The organism is Bacillus sp. URHA0034, assembly GCF_056280405.1.
Genome location: NZ_JBWCDK010000002.1, coordinates 2808133 through 2825054, shown reverse-complemented (window position 1 = coordinate 2825054; position 16922 = coordinate 2808133). Strand labels below are relative to the sequence as shown.

The following is a 16922-nucleotide window of genomic DNA, read 5'->3' as shown; positions in this document are numbered from 1 at the left end:
AAGAGTGCTTCAAGGAGGCACTCTTTTTTTTTACTCATATACTATTTATGATATGATGTTGCGTATGAGGAAAAGAATATTAATAAAAGCGAGTGATAGATTTGATTTTCGTATTTGATGTGGGAAATACCAATATCGTCTTAGGTGTTTATGATGGGGATGACCTTAAGTATCATTGGCGGGTTGAAACAAACCGCAACCGTACAGAAGATGAGTTTGGAATGAATATAAAGGCCTTATTTGACTTTTCCGGTCTTAAGTTTTCTGATATTGATGGTATTATTATTTCTTCAGTTGTGCCGCCAATCATGTTTGCTTTAGAAAGAATGTGTCAAAAGTATTTTCACGTAAAGCCTCTTGTTGTCGGACCTGGCATTAAAACAGGACTTAATATTAAATACGAAAATCCAAGAGAAGTTGGTGCTGACCGAATTGTGAATGCTGTTGCAGCTATTCACGAATATGGAAGCCCACTAATCATAGTGGATTTTGGTACAGCAACCACCTATTGTTATGTGAATGAGGAACGTCAATATATGGGTGGAGCCATTGCCCCTGGAATTGGAATTTCGACGGAGGCGCTTTATTCAAGAGCAGCAAAATTACCGCGGATTGAAATCGCCAGGCCAGAAGCGGTTATTGGAAAAAATACTGTTTCTGCTATGCAGGCAGGTATTGTCTATGGCTATGTAGGACAAGTTGAAGGAATTGTGAAAAGGATGATGGACCAAAGCTCCAAAAAGCCTACTGTGATCGCCACAGGTGGATTAGCAGGCTTAATTTCACAAGAGTCAACGATTATTGATATTGTCGATCCTTTTTTAACTTTAAAGGGTCTTTCACTTATCTATAAACGGAACATGGGATAACCTAAAATTATTCAGCAAGAAGGGAGCGAGACAATGAAGGATTATCTAGTAAAGGCACTTGCCTATGATGGGAATATACGGGCATATGCTGTTCGTACTACAGCGACAATTAGTGAGGCACAGCGCCGTCATCAAACATGGCGCACTGCGTCAGCTGCGCTTGGCCGCACGATGACTGCAGCGGTCATGATGGGGGCCATGCTTAAAGGTGAGGATAAACTCACTGTGAAAATTAATGGGGGCGGTCCGCTTGGCCCGATAGTGGTTGATAGTAATGCCAAGGGTGAGGTCCGCGGTTACGTGACTAATCCGGAGGTTGATTTTGAATCCAATGAACACGGCAAACTTGACGTCCGCCGTGCGGTCGGTACTGAGGGCACACTTGCCGTGGTAAAGGATACCGGATTAAGGGACTTTTTCTCCGGACAAGTTCCTCTTGTTTCTGGAGAGCTTGGTGAAGACTTTACCTATTACTTTGCGACCTCCGAACAAATACCTTCCTCTGTAGGAGTTGGTGTGTTAGTGAACCCGGATGACTCCATTTTGGCTGCAGGAGGATTTATTTTTCAACTAATGCCGGGAACACCAGATGAGCTTATATCTAAATTAGAGGAACGCCTAAAAACGATAGAGCCGATTTCAAAACTAATTGAGCGGGGACTTAGCCCCGAGCAAATCCTTGAAGAATTATTTGGAAAAGAGCATGTGAAGATATTAGAGACAATGCCGGTCAGCTTTGAATGTAATTGCTCCAAAGAGCGTTTTGCCAATGCTATTATTGGCCTAGGGGCTGCTGAAATCACCGCTATGATTGAAGAAGATGGGCAGGCGGAAGCACATTGCCACTTCTGTAATGAAAAGTATCAGTATTCAAGAGAAGAGTTAGAAGCATTAAGGGCTGAATCGAAATAAGTCCTATATTATGCAAAAAGATCGAGTGCAACACCCTGTCCCTGGTGGACTTTGTTAAACGGGTGCTTGCACTTTTCTTTAGGAAATAAGAAACTAGAAAAATCTTTGAGAATTGTCTAGCGCAAGCACCCTAGCGGCTAGTGTTCTTCGCACTCCGCCCTACGATAAGTCAACACGAAAAAGCTACCGCTCTTCGTGTTTCCTTTATCTCAGTTGGAGTGCTCCACAAGGAAGGCTTCGGCAGCATAAGCACCGCACGAAGGAAAAGCGATAGCTTTTTCGAGGAGGCCATACGCCGCTGACCAGGGTGCTTGCACTTTTCTTTAGGAGGAGAAATGGTTGGGGAAGAAGCAGCTTTGGATGATCATTGCCGCCCTTGTTTTTTTAAACTGCCTGACTGCAGCCTTTTTTCTGACAAGGGCAAACGAGGTAAGTGGTACAGCGGCTAATGACGAGGCCGTGGCAAACATAGGGAAGAAGGAAATTACGAGACAAGCCTGGCTGAATGAATTAGAAGCTAAATATGGCAAAGATGTATTGAAGGAAATGATTGATCAAAAAGTAATCGAGGAAATGGCAGCGAAATATAAAATTAAGGTATCAAATCAAGATGTTAACCGAGAATATCGAATGCTTCAGACCACTTATCATTCTTTTAGTCAGAAAAGTCATCAAACCGAAACTAAATGGAAGGATGAAATCCGCAGCAGTCTGCTCTTAGAAGAGCTTTTGACTAAGGATGTGTCTGTTTCCAATAGTGAAATGAAAACGTATTATACGAAAAATAAAAATCTATTTACTGTACCAGCTGCCTATCACTTATCACATATTGTGGTCAAAACAAAAAAAGAAGCAGAAACAGCTGCAAAAGAGCTTACCCGTGGGTCTAGCTTTTCAGCCATGGCCATGGAACGGTCAATTGAGGAGTTTTCAGCCAATGAAGGCGGGGATATCGGCTACATTAGTGAAGACGATGAGCGATATCCAAAGCAATATATGACCGAGGCTAAAAAATTAACACCAAAGGCTGTCAGCAAGCCGATAAAGGTGAAGGATGGGTATGTCCTCTTAAAACTTAATGGGAAAATCAGTGGAAAAAGTTATTCCTATGCGGAGGTAAAAGACCAGATCCGCCGGCAAATTGCTCTCGATCAAATGAAAACACCAGCTACAGCCTCTATTTTTTGGGATGAGGCGCAGGTCAATTGGTTTTATGGAGAAAAAGAAACGCATTAAACAACGGTCGTCATTCTGTGACCTAAAGAGGTTTTATTTGGAAAACCATTACAATTGACTTAATTAGTACATATCTACTATTCGTATTTTCAATTTATTTGAAATTTTTCAATCAAAACAATTGACAAGTTGGCTTAAAAACTGGTAAATTTAATAATATAAATCCAATAAAAATACTCGGAATAGAGGTGCCCTAATGGTTCGTGTTGCAAATTCAGTGGCTGAGTTAGTCGGTCAAACACCAATTGTAAAATTAAACAGATTAGTAGATGAAAATAGTGCTGATGTTTATCTAAAGCTTGAATATTTTAACCCAGGGAGCAGTGTTAAAGACCGTATTGGTCTTGCGATGATTGAAGCTGCAGAAGACGAAGGTTTAATTAAACCAGGTGATACAATTATTGAACCAACGAGTGGAAATACAGGTATCGGGCTTGCAATGATTGCAGCGGCTAAAGGTTACAAAGCAATCTTCGTTATGCCTGAAACAATGAGCTTAGAAAGAAGAAACCTTCTTCGCGCATATGGTGCAGAGCTTGTTTTAACACCTGGGCCAGCAGGCATGAAGGGTGCTATTGCTAAAGCAGAAGAGCTAGTTAAGGAACACGGATACTTCTTACCACAACAATTTAAAAATCAAGCAAACCCTGAAGTACATAAAAGAACGACAGGTAAAGAAATTGTTGAACAAATGGATCAACTAGATGCTTTTGTATCTGGAATCGGAACAGGTGGAACCATTTCAGGTGCAGGCAGTGTTATTCGTGAAAAGTTCCCAGAAGTAAAGATTGTTGCCGTTGAGCCAAAAGACTCACCAGTATTATCAGGTGGTAATCCTGGGCCGCACAAACTTCAAGGTCTTGGAGCAGGGTTTGTTCCTGATACATTAAATACAAATATTTATGATGAAGTGATTCAAATCGGTACGGAAGAAGCATTTGAAGCATCACGCCGTGCTGCTAGAGAAGAAGGTATCCTAGGCGGTATTTCTTCAGGTGCAGCTATTTCTGCCGCCCTAAAGGTAGCGAAAGAATTAGGAAAAGGTAAAAAAGTACTAGCGATTATTCCTGATAATGGAGAACGTTATTTAAGTACACCACTTTACCAATATGATGCTGAATAAATAAAGATTGGAGGCGTTGGCGAGTTTTTGCCGAAGCCTCTTTTTTTTGGAAAAACTATGATAAAATGTGAAAAACAAGTTGTGGGGGAATATGGAATGAGAACAACTCAAGAACAAATTAAGTGCGGGCCCTATACCTTGGATTATTCGAAAAAAACAATTGTGATGGGAATCTTAAATGTTACCCCTGATTCCTTCTCAGATGGTGGAGATTTTAATCAAATTGAGCGCGCGGTTCAACATGCCAGGGAAATGGCGGAAAATGGGGCGGATATTATTGATGTTGGTGGTGAATCCACTAGACCGGGTTATACAGTCATTTCCGATGAAGAGGAAATTGAACGGGTGGTCCCAGTAATAAAAGCCATTTCGGAACAGGTTTCAATTCCAATCTCGATCGACACCTATAAAGCAGAGGTTGCCAAGCAGGCAATCGAGGCGGGGGCCCATATTATTAACGATATTTGGGGAGCAAAAGCCGATAGTAGAATGGCACAGGTTGCAGCAGACTATAATGTTCCGATCATCCTGATGCATAATCGGCATGATCGGAACTACAAGTCTTTTATGAGGGATGTCTTAAATGACCTTTATGAAAGTATTACAATTGCTAAACGTGCTGGAGTAAGAGATGAAAATATTATCCTTGATCCCGGTATTGGTTTTGCTAGGGACTATCAGCAAAACTTGTTAACCATGCAAAATTTAGAAAAGTTTGTGATGCTGGGCTATCCTGTGTTATTAGGGACATCAAGAAAGTCTATGATCGGACAAGCTTTAGACCTGCCCGTTACTGAAAGAATGGAAGGGACTGGAGCGACAATTTGTTACGGAATTCAAAAGGGCTGTCAGATGATTCGTGTTCACGATGTAAAAGAAATGAGCAGGATGGCTAAAATGATGGATATATTGATCGGGAAGGATGTCGTCATTGGATAAGATATATGTGAATAGGATGGAGTTTTATGGCTATCATGGTGTGTTTCCGGAAGAGAACCGGTTAGGCCAGCGATTTATTGTGGACCTAGCTGTATCCATTGATTTAAAAAAAGCCGGAGAAACAGACGAACTTCAGTTTTCTGTTAATTATGGTGAATTGTATCAAGTTTGCAAGGAAGTGGTCGAAGGGAAACCCTTTAAGCTATTAGAGGCGGTTGCAGAAGAAATTGCTGCAAGCGTTATTAGTGCGTTTTCACTGATTTTGGATGTTACCGTAAAAGTCATAAAACCAGACCCTCCCATACCAGGGCATTACAAATCTGTTGCCGTAGAAATTACGAGGAGAAGATAAAAGTGGAAAATACAGCATTTATTGCCCTTGGCTCTAATATAGGAAACAGATATGATAATATAGTTAATGCTATTAATCGATTAATCACGAATCCTGCTATTCGGATGGTAAATTTTTCATCTATATATGAAACAGATCCTGTTGGATATGAGGATCAAGATTTATTTTTGAACATGGTAATTAAAGTACAGTCTAGTCTAAGTGCGATGGAGTTATTAGATACTTGTTTAAATGTTGAAACGGAACTTGGGAGAAAAAGGGAAATAAAATGGGGTCCGCGGACAATCGACCTTGACATTCTAATCTTTAACCAAGAAAATATTGAATCAGAGAAACTTATCGTACCGCACCCAAGGATGTTAGAGCGGGCGTTTGTTTTGATTCCATTAGTAGAAATTGATCAAAACCTTAGATTACCTGGGGTGGATAAACCTCTTAACATACTTTTGAATGAACTACCAGATAAAGAAGGAGTCCGATTATGGAAGCGGAAAAATGGGGAAGACGTATTCGTGCCTATCGGAAGCTAAAGGGTTATACACAAGAAGGCTTTTCGAGGGAACTAGGTGTATCAGTATCTATTTTAGGTGAAATTGAAAGAGGGAATCGTCTGCCTGCAGAGGATTTACTCGATAGAATTGCTCATTCTTTAAAAATCAGTATAGAAGACTTAAAACCAAAAGAATAAGAAAAGGAGGTTACCGCATGTTAAAAATAGGAGATATTGACATAAAAAATCCAGTTGTTTTAGCGCCAATGGCGGGTGTATGTAATTCAGCATTCCGTCTGACTGTAAAAGAATTTGGAGCAGGGTTAGTATGCGCAGAAATGGTCAGTGATAAGGGGATTATTCTTAAAAACGAAAAAACAATGAATATGCTTTATATAGACGAGCGGGAAAAACCACTGAGCCTGCAAATTTTTGGCGGTGAAAAGGAAACTCTTGTTGAAGCAGCAAAATTTGTTGATCAAAACACGAATGCTGATATCATTGATATCAATATGGGCTGCCCTGTTCCGAAGATTACAAAATGTGACGCAGGAGCAAGATGGCTATTAGACCCTAATAAAATTTATGAAATGGTTTCGGCTGTTGTGGATGCTGTAGAAAAACCTGTCACTGTAAAAATGCGAATGGGCTGGGATGATGAGCATATTTTTGCTGTAAAAAACGCCCAAATGGTGGAACGTGCAGGCGGTAAGGCTGTCGCACTCCATGGCCGTACCCGCGTCCAAATGTATGAAGGAAAAGCAAATTGGGACATTATTCGTGAAGTAAAACAGTCTGTTAACATCCCGGTCATTGGGAACGGGGACGTACAAACACCTCAAGATGCAAAAAGAATGCTTGAGGAAACAGGTGTTGATGGCGTTATGATCGGCAGGGCTGCGCTAGGGGACCCATGGATGATTTACCGTACGGTTCAGTATTTAGAAACCGGTAAACTCTTAGGTGAGCCGTCAGTAAGGGAAAAAATCGACGTATGTATCCTTCACTTAGATCGATTAATTGCTTTAAAAAGTGAGTATATTGCTGTTCGTGAAATGCGTAAACATGCAGCATGGTATTTAAAAGGCGTCCGCGGTAATGCAAGGGTGCGAAATGCAATTAACGAATGCAATACGAGAGAGGACTTAGTAACCGTATTAAACGGTTTAGTGGCCGATGTCGAAGAAATGGAAAACAGCCAGTTAATCGTAGGTTAATTTGACAGTCCTCATCCTATTTTCTATAATATCTTTGTTTACTGAATAGAGCTGCCAGTAGCATTACTGGCAGTTTTTATGTATTTATGAACTTTTTTGATGTCTGAATTGTCATGTTTGTGTAAAATAATATAGTATGTAAAAAAGCAGCAGGCCTAAAACTAGGCTATTAGACTTTTTAGATAAGGTATTACTAGTATGGCTGGACTATAACTTAAAAGGACAGTTAGTTATTTAGATTTACATAAAAAGAAGTTATGGAGTTGAAGTAATCATGAGTCAGGAAGAATTAAACGACCAATTCTTGGTCAGACGTGAAAAAATGAATGCAATGCGTGAAAATGGATTAGATCCATTTGGAAAGCGTTTTGATCGCTCCCATAGTACGAAAGAACTTATTGAACAATACGAGGGCTTAGAAAAAGAAGAAATTGAAGCTAAAAATGTTTCTGTCACACTTGCGGGACGGATTATGACAAAGCGTGGTAAAGGGAAAGCTGGATTTGCCCATATTCAAGATTTGACAGGTCAAATTCAAGTATATGTACGTCAAGATGCTATTGGAGAAGAATCCTATAAAGTTTTTGATTCAGCTGACCTTGGGGACATCATCGGGGTGACAGGTACCCTTTTTAAAACAAAGGTAGGGGAATTGTCTGTAAAAGTGGAGAACTTTGTGTTCCTTACAAAGGCATTGCGTCCCCTTCCTGATAAATTCCATGGTTTGAAGGACGTTGAGCAGCGTTATCGTCAGCGTTATTTAGATTTGATCGTAAGTCAGGAAAGCAAGGAAACCTTTATAACTAGAAGCCGTATTATCCAATCAATGCGCCGATATCTTGATGATCATGGTTATTTAGAAGTAGAAACACCAATGATGCATGCGATTGCCGGCGGTGCTTCTGCAAGACCATTTATTACACACCATAATGCTCTTGATATGCCATTGTATATGAGGATTGCTATCGAGCTTCACTTGAAGCGTCTAATTGTCGGCGGACTAGAAAAAGTATATGAGATTGGCCGTGTGTTTAGGAACGAGGGTGTATCAACCCGCCATAATCCTGAATTTACAATGATTGAACTTTATGAAGCCTATGCAGACTATAGAGATATTATGAGTCTCACTGAGAATCTAATTGCGCATATCGCCCAAGAGGTATTAGGGTCAACAACTGTTCAATACGGAGAGTATGAAGTAGATCTAAAACCTGAATGGAAAAGGCTGCACATGGTTGATGCAATTAAAGAATATACAGGTGTAGATTTCTGGAAGGAAATGAGTGTAGAAGAAGCTCGTGAGCTTGCTAAAGAACATAATATCGAAATAAAGGAACACATGCTCTATGGACATATAGTTAATGAGTTTTTTGAGCAGAGAGTCGAAGAGAAGTTAATTCAACCAACTTTCATTTACGGGCATCCTGTAGAGATTTCACCACTAGCGAAGAAAAATGAAGAGGATCCACGCTTCACGGATCGTTTTGAGTTGTTTATTGTGGCACGTGAGCATGCCAATGCCTTTACTGAGCTTAATGATCCAATTGATCAAAGAGAACGTTTTGAAGCACAATTAAAGGAACGTGAGCAAGGTAATGATGAAGCTCATCAAATGGACGAAGATTTTGTTGAGGCATTAGAATACGGTATGCCGCCAACTGGTGGATTAGGAATTGGTATTGACCGCCTGGTTATGTTATTAACAAATTCTCCATCCATCCGGGATGTACTATTATTCCCATTAATGCGTCATAAATAAAGCTTTCAAAGTGCCAGAGAAATCCGGCGCTTTTTTTTTGCAAGCTGTGAGTAGAGTGAATATTTTTACTTTAAAAATAGGTATTGCATCCAGTGTCTAAAGGTGGTATATTATTATCTGTTGCTGCGAGGCAGTAGCGAGAAAGAAAAAAGAAGTTAAAAAAGTTGTTGACATTACGTTAATAACTTGGTAATATTATAAAGTCGCCTTTGAGCGATATAACAAATTGTTCTTTGAAAACTAAACAAACAAAAACGTCAACAAACAATAATATTCATTTCTTACGAAATGAAGCCAACGTAACAAAATGAGCTAAATCAACTTTCTCGGAGAGTTTGATCCTGGCTCAGGACGAACGCTGGCGGCGTGCCTAATACATGCAAGTCGTGCGAATCAATAGGAGCTTGCTCCTGTTGATTAGCGGCGGACGGGTGAGTAACACGTGGGCAACCTGCCTGTAAGACTGGGATAACACCGGGAAACCGGTGCTAATACCGGATAATCCTTTTCCTCTCATGAGGAAAAGTTGAAAGTCGGTTTCGGCTGACACTTACAGATGGGCCCGCGGCGCATTAGCTAGTTGGTGAGGTAACGGCTCACCAAGGCGACGATGCGTAGCCGACCTGAGAGGGTGATCGGCCACACTGGGACTGAGACACGGCCCAGACTCCTACGGGAGGCAGCAGTAGGGAATCTTCCACAATGGACGAAAGTCTGATGGAGCAACGCCGCGTGAGCGATGAAGGCCTTCGGGTCGTAAAGCTCTGTTGTTAGGGAAGAACAAGTACCGGAGTAACTGCCGGTACCTTGACGGTACCTAACCAGAAAGCCACGGCTAACTACGTGCCAGCAGCCGCGGTAATACGTAGGTGGCAAGCGTTGTCCGGAATTATTGGGCGTAAAGCGCGCGCAGGCGGTCCTTTAAGTCTGATGTGAAAGCCCACGGCTCAACCGTGGAGGGTCATTGGAAACTGGGGGACTTGAGTGCAGAAGAGGAAAGCGGAATTCCACGTGTAGCGGTGAAATGCGTAGAGATGTGGAGGAACACCAGTGGCGAAGGCGGCTTTCTGGTCTGTAACTGACGCTGAGGCGCGAAAGCGTGGGGAGCAAACAGGATTAGATACCCTGGTAGTCCACGCCGTAAACGATGAGTGCTAAGTGTTAGAGGGTTTCCGCCCTTTAGTGCTGCAGCTAACGCATTAAGCACTCCGCCTGGGGAGTACGGCCGCAAGGCTGAAACTCAAAGGAATTGACGGGGGCCCGCACAAGCGGTGGAGCATGTGGTTTAATTCGAAGCAACGCGAAGAACCTTACCAGGTCTTGACATCCTCTGACACTCCTAGAGATAGGAATTTCCCCTTCGGGGGACAGAGTGACAGGTGGTGCATGGTTGTCGTCAGCTCGTGTCGTGAGATGTTGGGTTAAGTCCCGCAACGAGCGCAACCCTTGATCTTAGTTGCCAGCATTCAGTTGGGCACTCTAAGGTGACTGCCGGTGACAAACCGGAGGAAGGTGGGGATGACGTCAAATCATCATGCCCCTTATGACCTGGGCTACACACGTGCTACAATGGATGGTACAAAGGGCAGCAAAGCCGCGAGGCCTAGCCAATCCCATAAAACCATTCTCAGTTCGGATTGTAGGCTGCAACTCGCCTACATGAAGCCGGAATCGCTAGTAATCGCGGATCAGCATGCCGCGGTGAATACGTTCCCGGGCCTTGTACACACCGCCCGTCACACCACGAGAGTTTGTAACACCCGAAGTCGGTGGGGTAACCGCAAGGAGCCAGCCGCCTAAGGTGGGACAGATGATTGGGGTGAAGTCGTAACAAGGTAGCCGTATCGGAAGGTGCGGCTGGATCACCTCCTTTCTAAGGATATAAGCTGGACATATGAGCCAGACAAAAACGTTTGTTTGATGGTTTTCTGTTTGTTTAGTTTTGAGAGTGCAATTCTCTCAAAGCTTTTTTTAATCGTTCTTTGAAAACTAGATAATCGTATAGAAGAAACCAAGTAAAAACCGAGTAAAATCGCCATTTTAGTTTTTCTCTCTATTAAATAGAGTAAAACCTTTTAGGTTAAGTTAGAAAGGGCGCACGGTGAATGCCTTGGCACTAGGAGCCGATGAAGGACGGGACTAACACCGATATGCTTCGGGGAGCTGTAAGTAAGCTTTGATCCGGAGATTTCCGAATGGGGAAACCCACTGCTTGTAATGGAGCAGTATCTTTACCTGAATACATAGGGTATTGATGGCAGACCCGGGGAACTGAAACATCTAAGTACCCGGAGGAAGAGAAAGCAAACGCGATTCCCTAAGTAGCGGCGAGCGAAACGGGATTAGCCCAAACCAAGAGGCTTGCCTCTTGGGGTTGTAGGACACTCAACATGGAGTTACAAAGGAACGGGGTAGATGAAGCGGTCTGGAAAGGCCCGTCATAGAAGGTAAAAGCCCTGTAGTTGAAACTTCGTTCCCTCCTGAGTGGATCCTGAGTACGGCCGGACACGTGAAATCCGGTCGGAAGCAGGGAGGACCATCTCCCAAGGCTAAATACTCCCTAGTGACCGATAGTGAACCAGTACCGTGAGGGAAAGGTGAAAAGCACCCCGGAAGGGGAGTGAAATAGTTCCTGAAACCGTGTGCCTACAAGTAGTTAGAGCCCGTTAATGGGTGATAGCGTGCCTTTTGTAGAATGAACCGGCGAGTTACGATTACATGCAAGGTTAAGTTGAAGAGACGGAGCCGCAGCGAAAGCGAGTCTGAATAGGGCGTATGAGTATGTGGTCGTAGACCCGAAACCAGGTGATCTACCCATGTCCAGGGTGAAGTCCAGGTAACACTGGATGGAGGCCCGAACCCACGCACGTTGAAAAGTGCGGGGATGAGGTGTGGGTAGCGGAGAAATTCCAATCGAACTTGGAGATAGCTGGTTCTCTCCGAAATAGCTTTAGGGCTAGCCTCACGTAGTTAGAGTCTTGGAGGTAGAGCACTGTTTGGACTAGGGGCCCTCATCGGGTTACCGAATTCAGACAAACTCCGAATGCCAAAGACTTATCCGTGGGAGTCAGACTGCGAGTGATAAGATCCGTAGTCAAAAGGGAAACAGCCCAGACCACCAGCTAAGGTCCCAAAGTATACGTTAAGTGGAAAAGGATGTGGAGTTGCTTAGACAACCAGGATGTTGGCTTAGAAGCAGCCACCATTTAAAGAGTGCGTAATAGCTCACTGGTCGAGTGACTCTGCGCCGAAAATGTACCGGGGCTAAACGTATCACCGAAGCTGTGGATTGACACCGTTGGTGTCAGTGGTAGGAGAGCGTTCTAAGGGCGTTGAAGCTAGACCGTAAGGACTGGTGGAGCGCTTAGAAGTGAGAATGCCGGTATGAGTAGCGAAAGATGAGTGAGAATCTCATCCACCGAATGCCTAAGGTTTCCTGAGGAAGGCTCGTCCGCTCAGGGTTAGTCGGGACCTAAGCCGAGGCCGAAAGGCGTAGGCGATGGACAACAGGTTGATATTCCTGTACCACCTCTTTATCGTTTGAGTGATGGGGGGACGCAGGAGGATAGGGCAAGCGCACTGTTGGATATGTGCGTCTAAGCAGTTAGGCTGAGAAGCAGGAAAATCCGCTTCTCGCGAAGGCTGAGCTGTGACAGCGAGGGAAATATAGTACCGAAGTTCCTGATTCCACACTGCCAAGAAAAGCCTCTAGCGAGATAAAAGGGTGCCCGTACCGCAAACCGACACAGGTAGGCGAGGAGAGAATCCTAAGGTGAGCGAGAGAACTCTCGTTAAGGAACTCGGCAAAATGACCCCGTAACTTCGGGAGAAGGGGTGCTCTTTGGGGTTCATAGCCTCGAAGAGCCGCAGTGAATAGGCCCAGGCGACTGTTTAGCAAAAACACAGGTCTCTGCGAAGCCGCAAGGCGAAGTATAGGGGCTGACGCCTGCCCGGTGCTGGAAGGTTAAGAGGAGGGGTTAGCTCACGCGAAGCTCTGAATCGAAGCCCCAGTAAACGGCGGCCGTAACTATAACGGTCCTAAGGTAGCGAAATTCCTTGTCGGGTAAGTTCCGACCCGCACGAAAGGCGTAACGATCTGGGCACTGTCTCAACGAGAGACTCGGTGAAATTATAGTACCTGTGAAGATGCAGGTTACCCGCGACAGGACGGAAAGACCCCGTGGAGCTTTACTGTAGCCTGATATTGAATTTTGGTACAGCTTGTACAGGATAGGTAGGAGCCTGAGAAGCCGGAGCGCCAGCTTCGGTGGAGGCGTCGGTGGGATACTACCCTGGCTGTATTGAAATTCTAACCCGCACCCCTTATCGGGGTGGGAGACAGTGTCAGGTGGGCAGTTTGACTGGGGCGGTCGCCTCCTAAAGAGTAACGGAGGCGCCCAAAGGTTCCCTCAGAATGGTTGGAAATCATTCGTAGAGTGTAAAGGCACAAGGGAGCTTGACTGCGAGACCTACAAGTCGAGCAGGGACGAAAGTCGGGCTTAGTGATCCGGTGGTTCCGCATGGAAGGGCCATCGCTCAACGGATAAAAGCTACCCCGGGGATAACAGGCTTATCTCCCCCAAGAGTCCACATCGACGGGGAGGTTTGGCACCTCGATGTCGGCTCATCGCATCCTGGGGCTGTAGTCGGTCCCAAGGGTTGGGCTGTTCGCCCATTAAAGCGGTACGCGAGCTGGGTTCAGAACGTCGTGAGACAGTTCGGTCCCTATCCGTCGTGGGCGCAGGAAATTTGAGAGGAGCTGTCCTTAGTACGAGAGGACCGGGATGGACGCACCGCTGGTGTACCAGTTGTCTTGCCAAAGGCATCGCTGGGTAGCTATGTGCGGACGGGATAAGTGCTGAAAGCATCTAAGCATGAAGCCCCCCTCAAGATGAGATTTCCCATAGCGTCAAGCTAGTAAGATCCCTGAAAGATGATCAGGTTGATAGGTCAGAGGTGGAAGCGTGGCGACATGTGGAGCTGACTGATACTAATCGATCGAGGACTTAACCATATTTTTTAAAGCGAATAACTCGTTTTTACGAATTTCTTCTATATTATCTAGTTTTGAGAGAACGATCTCTCTAATTTCATAAGTCTGGTAATTAAGGCGAGAAGGTCACACCCGTTCCCATACCGAACACGGAAGTTAAGCTTCTCAGCGCCGATGGTAGTTGGGACTTTGTCCCTGTGAGAGTAGGACGTTGCCAGGCTTTATATGGAGGATTAGCTCAGCTGGGAGAGCATCTGCCTTACAAGCAGAGGGTCGGCGGTTCGATCCCGTCATCCTCCACCATATTTTTTCCTTACTTTACGACGCCGGGGTAGCTCAATTGGTAGAGCAACTGACTTGTAATCAGTAGGTTGGGGGTTCAAGTCCTCTCGCCGGCACCTTTTCTTTGTACGAGCCATTAGCTCAGTTGGTAGAGCAGATTGCAAACTTCTGTGAATCAGCTTCTGCGGGCAATCTGCGAGAAAGAACGCAAGTTCTTTTGAGCATCTGACCTACCACAAATTAGTTGTAGGGAATCATCTTCATAAGAGCCATTAGCTCAGTTGGTAGAGCATCTGACTTTTAATCAGAGGGTCGAAGGTTCGAGTCCTTCATGGCTCACCATAGGTTTTACGAATGAAATAATTTTTTGCGATAAGATAATATTGCGGGTGTGGCGGAATTGGCAGACGCACCAGACTTAGGATCTGGCGCCGCAAGGCGTGGGGGTTCGACTCCCTTCACCCGCACCATTTTTGTGAGAGAAAATAAGTACCATATACGCGGAAGTAGTTCAGTGGTAGAACACCACCTTGCCAAGGTGGGGGTCGCGGGTTCGAATCCCGTCTTCCGCTCTCAAATGCCGGGGTGGCGGAACTGGCAGACGCACAGGACTTAAAATCCTGCGGTAGGTGACTACCGTACCGGTTCGATTCCGGTCCTCGGCACCATTTAAGAAATGAATAATGCGCCCGTAGCTCAATTGGATAGAGCGTCTGACTACGGATCAGAAGGTTATGGGTTCGACTCCTTTCGGGCGCGCCATTATTTATCGGGAAGTAGCTCAGCTTGGTAGAGCACTTGGTTTGGGACCAAGGGGTCGCAGGTTCGAATCCTGTCTTCCCGACCATTTATTTAATTATTTCGGGGTCTTAGCTCAGCTGGGAGAGCGCCTGCTTTGCACGCAGGAGGTCAGGGGTTCGATCCCCCTAGACTCCACCAAATAAATTAAAATGGTATTGACAATGTAAAATTACTTTGTTAATATATAAAAGTCGCATAAACGACGATTGCTCTTTGAAAACTAAACAAACAAAAACGTCAACAAACAATAATATTCATTTCTTACGAAATGAAGCCAACGTAACAAAATGAGCTAAATCAACTTTCTCGGAGAGTTTGATCCTGGCTCAGGACGAACGCTGGCGGCGTGCCTAATACATGCAAGTCGAGCGAATCAATAGGAGCTTGCTCCTGTTGATTAGCGGCGGACGGGTGAGTAACACGTGGGCAACCTGCCTGTAAGACTGGGATAACACCGGGAAACCGGTGCTAATACCGGATAATCCTTTTCCTCTCATGAGGAAAAGTTGAAAGTCGGTTTCGGCTGACACTTACAGATGGGCCCGCGGCGCATTAGCTAGTTGGTGAGGTAACGGCTCACCAAGGCGACGATGCGTAGCCGACCTGAGAGGGTGATCGGCCACACTGGGACTGAGACACGGCCCAGACTCCTACGGGAGGCAGCAGTAGGGAATCTTCCACAATGGACGAAAGTCTGATGGAGCAACGCCGCGTGAGCGATGAAGGCCTTCGGGTCGTAAAGCTCTGTTGTTAGGGAAGAACAAGTACCGGAGTAACTGCCGGTACCTTGACGGTACCTAACCAGAAAGCCACGGCTAACTACGTGCCAGCAGCCGCGGTAATACGTAGGTGGCAAGCGTTGTCCGGAATTATTGGGCGTAAAGCGCGCGCAGGCGGTCCTTTAAGTCTGATGTGAAAGCCCACGGCTCAACCGTGGAGGGTCATTGGAAACTGGGGGACTTGAGTGCAGAAGAGGAAAGCGGAATTCCACGTGTAGCGGTGAAATGCGTAGAGATGTGGAGGAACACCAGTGGCGAAGGCGGCTTTCTGGTCTGTAACTGACGCTGAGGCGCGAAAGCGTGGGGAGCAAACAGGATTAGATACCCTGGTAGTCCACGCCGTAAACGATGAGTGCTAAGTGTTAGAGGGTTTCCGCCCTTTAGTGCTGCAGCTAACGCATTAAGCACTCCGCCTGGGGAGTACGGCCGCAAGGCTGAAACTCAAAGGAATTGACGGGGGCCCGCACAAGCGGTGGAGCATGTGGTTTAATTCGAAGCAACGCGAAGAACCTTACCAGGTCTTGACATCCTCTGACACTCCTAGAGATAGGAATTTCCCCTTCGGGGGACAGAGTGACAGGTGGTGCATGGTTGTCGTCAGCTCGTGTCGTGAGATGTTGGGTTAAGTCCCGCAACGAGCGCAACCCTTGATCTTAGTTGCCAGCATTCAGTTGGGCACTCTAAGGTGACTGCCGGTGACAAACCGGAGGAAGGTGGGGATGACGTCAAATCATCATGCCCCTTATGACCTGGGCTACACACGTGCTACAATGGATGGTACAAAGGGCAGCAAAGCCGCGAGGCCTAGCCAATCCCATAAAACCATTCTCAGTTCGGATTGTAGGCTGCAACTCGCCTACATGAAGCCGGAATCGCTAGTAATCGCGGATCAGCATGCCGCGGTGAATACGTTCCCGGGCCTTGTACACACCGCCCGTCACACCACGAGAGTTTGTAACACCCGAAGTCGGTGGGGTAACCGCAAGGAGCCAGCCGCCTAAGGTGGGACAGATGATTGGGGTGAAGTCGTAACAAGGTAGCCGTATCGGAAGGTGCGGCTGGATCACCTCCTTTCTAAGGATATAAGCTGGACATATGAGCCAGACAAAAACGTTTGTTTGATGGTTTTCTGTTTGTTTAGTTTTGAGAGTGCAATTCTCTCAAAGCTTT

General features: G+C 45.4%; 10 protein-coding genes, 9 tRNA genes and 4 rRNA genes. All 23 read left to right on the top strand.

The window, feature by feature from the left end; translation table 11 throughout:
- The first annotated feature begins 101 nt into the window (after window positions 1-101).
- The 23 genes from ACZ9EE_RS15655 (at window position 102) to ACZ9EE_RS15545 (ending at window position 16826) form a co-directional block, all read left to right on the top strand.
- A complete protein-coding gene (locus ACZ9EE_RS15655) occupies window positions 102-869 on the top strand; it encodes a type III pantothenate kinase (RefSeq protein WP_476032973.1) in 768 nt (255 codons plus the stop codon).
- Window positions 870-902: 33 nt separating this feature from the next.
- Window positions 903-1781, top strand: coding sequence for an Hsp33 family molecular chaperone HslO (hslO, locus tag ACZ9EE_RS15650; RefSeq protein WP_476028408.1), 879 nt, complete (start codon window positions 903-905; stop codon window positions 1779-1781).
- A gap of 339 nt (window positions 1782-2120) precedes the next feature.
- Window positions 2121-3017: a peptidyl-prolyl cis-trans isomerase gene (locus ACZ9EE_RS15645; RefSeq protein ID WP_476028406.1), complete on the top strand. Its 897-nt coding sequence runs from the start codon at window positions 2121-2123 to the stop codon at window positions 3015-3017.
- A gap of 196 nt (window positions 3018-3213) precedes the next feature.
- The gene (gene cysK / locus ACZ9EE_RS15640; RefSeq protein WP_215045763.1) at window positions 3214-4140 is read left to right on the top strand and encodes a cysteine synthase A; all 927 of its coding nucleotides are present in this window, start codon (window positions 3214-3216) and stop codon (window positions 4138-4140) included.
- Window positions 4141-4236: 96 nt separating this feature from the next.
- On the top strand, window positions 4237-5079 hold the full coding sequence (gene folP / locus ACZ9EE_RS15635; RefSeq protein WP_476028403.1) for a dihydropteroate synthase: 843 nt from the start codon (window positions 4237-4239) through the stop codon (window positions 5077-5079).
- On the top strand, window positions 5072-5431 hold the full coding sequence (folB, locus tag ACZ9EE_RS15630) for a dihydroneopterin aldolase (protein WP_476028401.1): 360 nt from the start codon (window positions 5072-5074) through the stop codon (window positions 5429-5431). Before folP ends, folB begins: the two co-directional genes overlap by 8 nt.
- A 2-nt stretch (window positions 5432-5433) precedes the next feature.
- Complete coding sequence (folK, locus tag ACZ9EE_RS15625) at window positions 5434-5961, top strand: 2-amino-4-hydroxy-6-hydroxymethyldihydropteridine diphosphokinase (RefSeq protein WP_476028399.1); 528 nt, start codon at window positions 5434-5436, stop codon at window positions 5959-5961.
- Window positions 5913-6119 (top strand): helix-turn-helix domain-containing protein, encoded by a 207-nt coding sequence (locus tag ACZ9EE_RS15620; RefSeq protein ID WP_476028397.1) that lies wholly within the window; start codon window positions 5913-5915, stop codon window positions 6117-6119. Before folK ends, ACZ9EE_RS15620 begins: the two co-directional genes overlap by 49 nt.
- A 17-nt stretch (window positions 6120-6136) precedes the next feature.
- Window positions 6137-7138, top strand: a complete 1002-nt coding sequence (dusB, locus tag ACZ9EE_RS15615; protein ID WP_476028395.1) for a tRNA dihydrouridine synthase DusB — start codon at window positions 6137-6139, stop codon at window positions 7136-7138.
- A 274-nt stretch (window positions 7139-7412) separates the two neighbouring features.
- Window positions 7413-8897, top strand: a complete 1485-nt coding sequence (gene lysS / locus ACZ9EE_RS15610; RefSeq protein ID WP_476028393.1) for a lysine--tRNA ligase — start codon at window positions 7413-7415, stop codon at window positions 8895-8897.
- Between the two features lie 323 nt (window positions 8898-9220).
- Window positions 9221-10770 (top strand): 16S ribosomal RNA (locus ACZ9EE_RS15605).
- 205 nt (window positions 10771-10975) lie between these two features.
- Window positions 10976-13911, top strand: a 23S ribosomal RNA gene (locus ACZ9EE_RS15600).
- A gap of 83 nt (window positions 13912-13994) precedes the next feature.
- A 5S ribosomal RNA gene (gene rrf, locus ACZ9EE_RS15595) occupies window positions 13995-14110 on the top strand.
- Window positions 14111-14117: 7 nt separating this feature from the next.
- Window positions 14118-14193: transfer RNA gene (locus tag ACZ9EE_RS15590), tRNA-Val, on the top strand.
- A 22-nt stretch (window positions 14194-14215) separates the two neighbouring features.
- Window positions 14216-14288, top strand: a tRNA-Thr gene (locus tag ACZ9EE_RS15585).
- A gap of 150 nt (window positions 14289-14438) precedes the next feature.
- Window positions 14439-14514, top strand: a tRNA-Lys gene (locus tag ACZ9EE_RS15580).
- Between the two features lie 43 nt (window positions 14515-14557).
- Window positions 14558-14642: transfer RNA gene (locus ACZ9EE_RS15575), tRNA-Leu, on the top strand.
- A gap of 30 nt (window positions 14643-14672) precedes the next feature.
- Window positions 14673-14744 (top strand) — tRNA-Gly (locus tag ACZ9EE_RS15570).
- 7 nt (window positions 14745-14751) lie between these two features.
- Window positions 14752-14840, top strand: a tRNA-Leu gene (locus ACZ9EE_RS15565).
- Window positions 14841-14857: 17 nt separating this feature from the next.
- A tRNA-Arg gene (locus ACZ9EE_RS15560) sits at window positions 14858-14934 on the top strand.
- Between the two features lie 8 nt (window positions 14935-14942).
- Window positions 14943-15019, top strand: a tRNA-Pro gene (locus tag ACZ9EE_RS15555).
- Window positions 15020-15035: 16 nt separating this feature from the next.
- Window positions 15036-15111, top strand: a tRNA-Ala gene (locus ACZ9EE_RS15550).
- 165 nt (window positions 15112-15276) lie between these two features.
- A 16S ribosomal RNA gene (locus ACZ9EE_RS15545) occupies window positions 15277-16826 on the top strand.
- The 16S, 23S and 5S rRNA genes sit together here with 9 tRNA genes alongside, the layout of an rRNA operon.
- Window positions 16827-16922 lie beyond the last annotated feature (96 nt).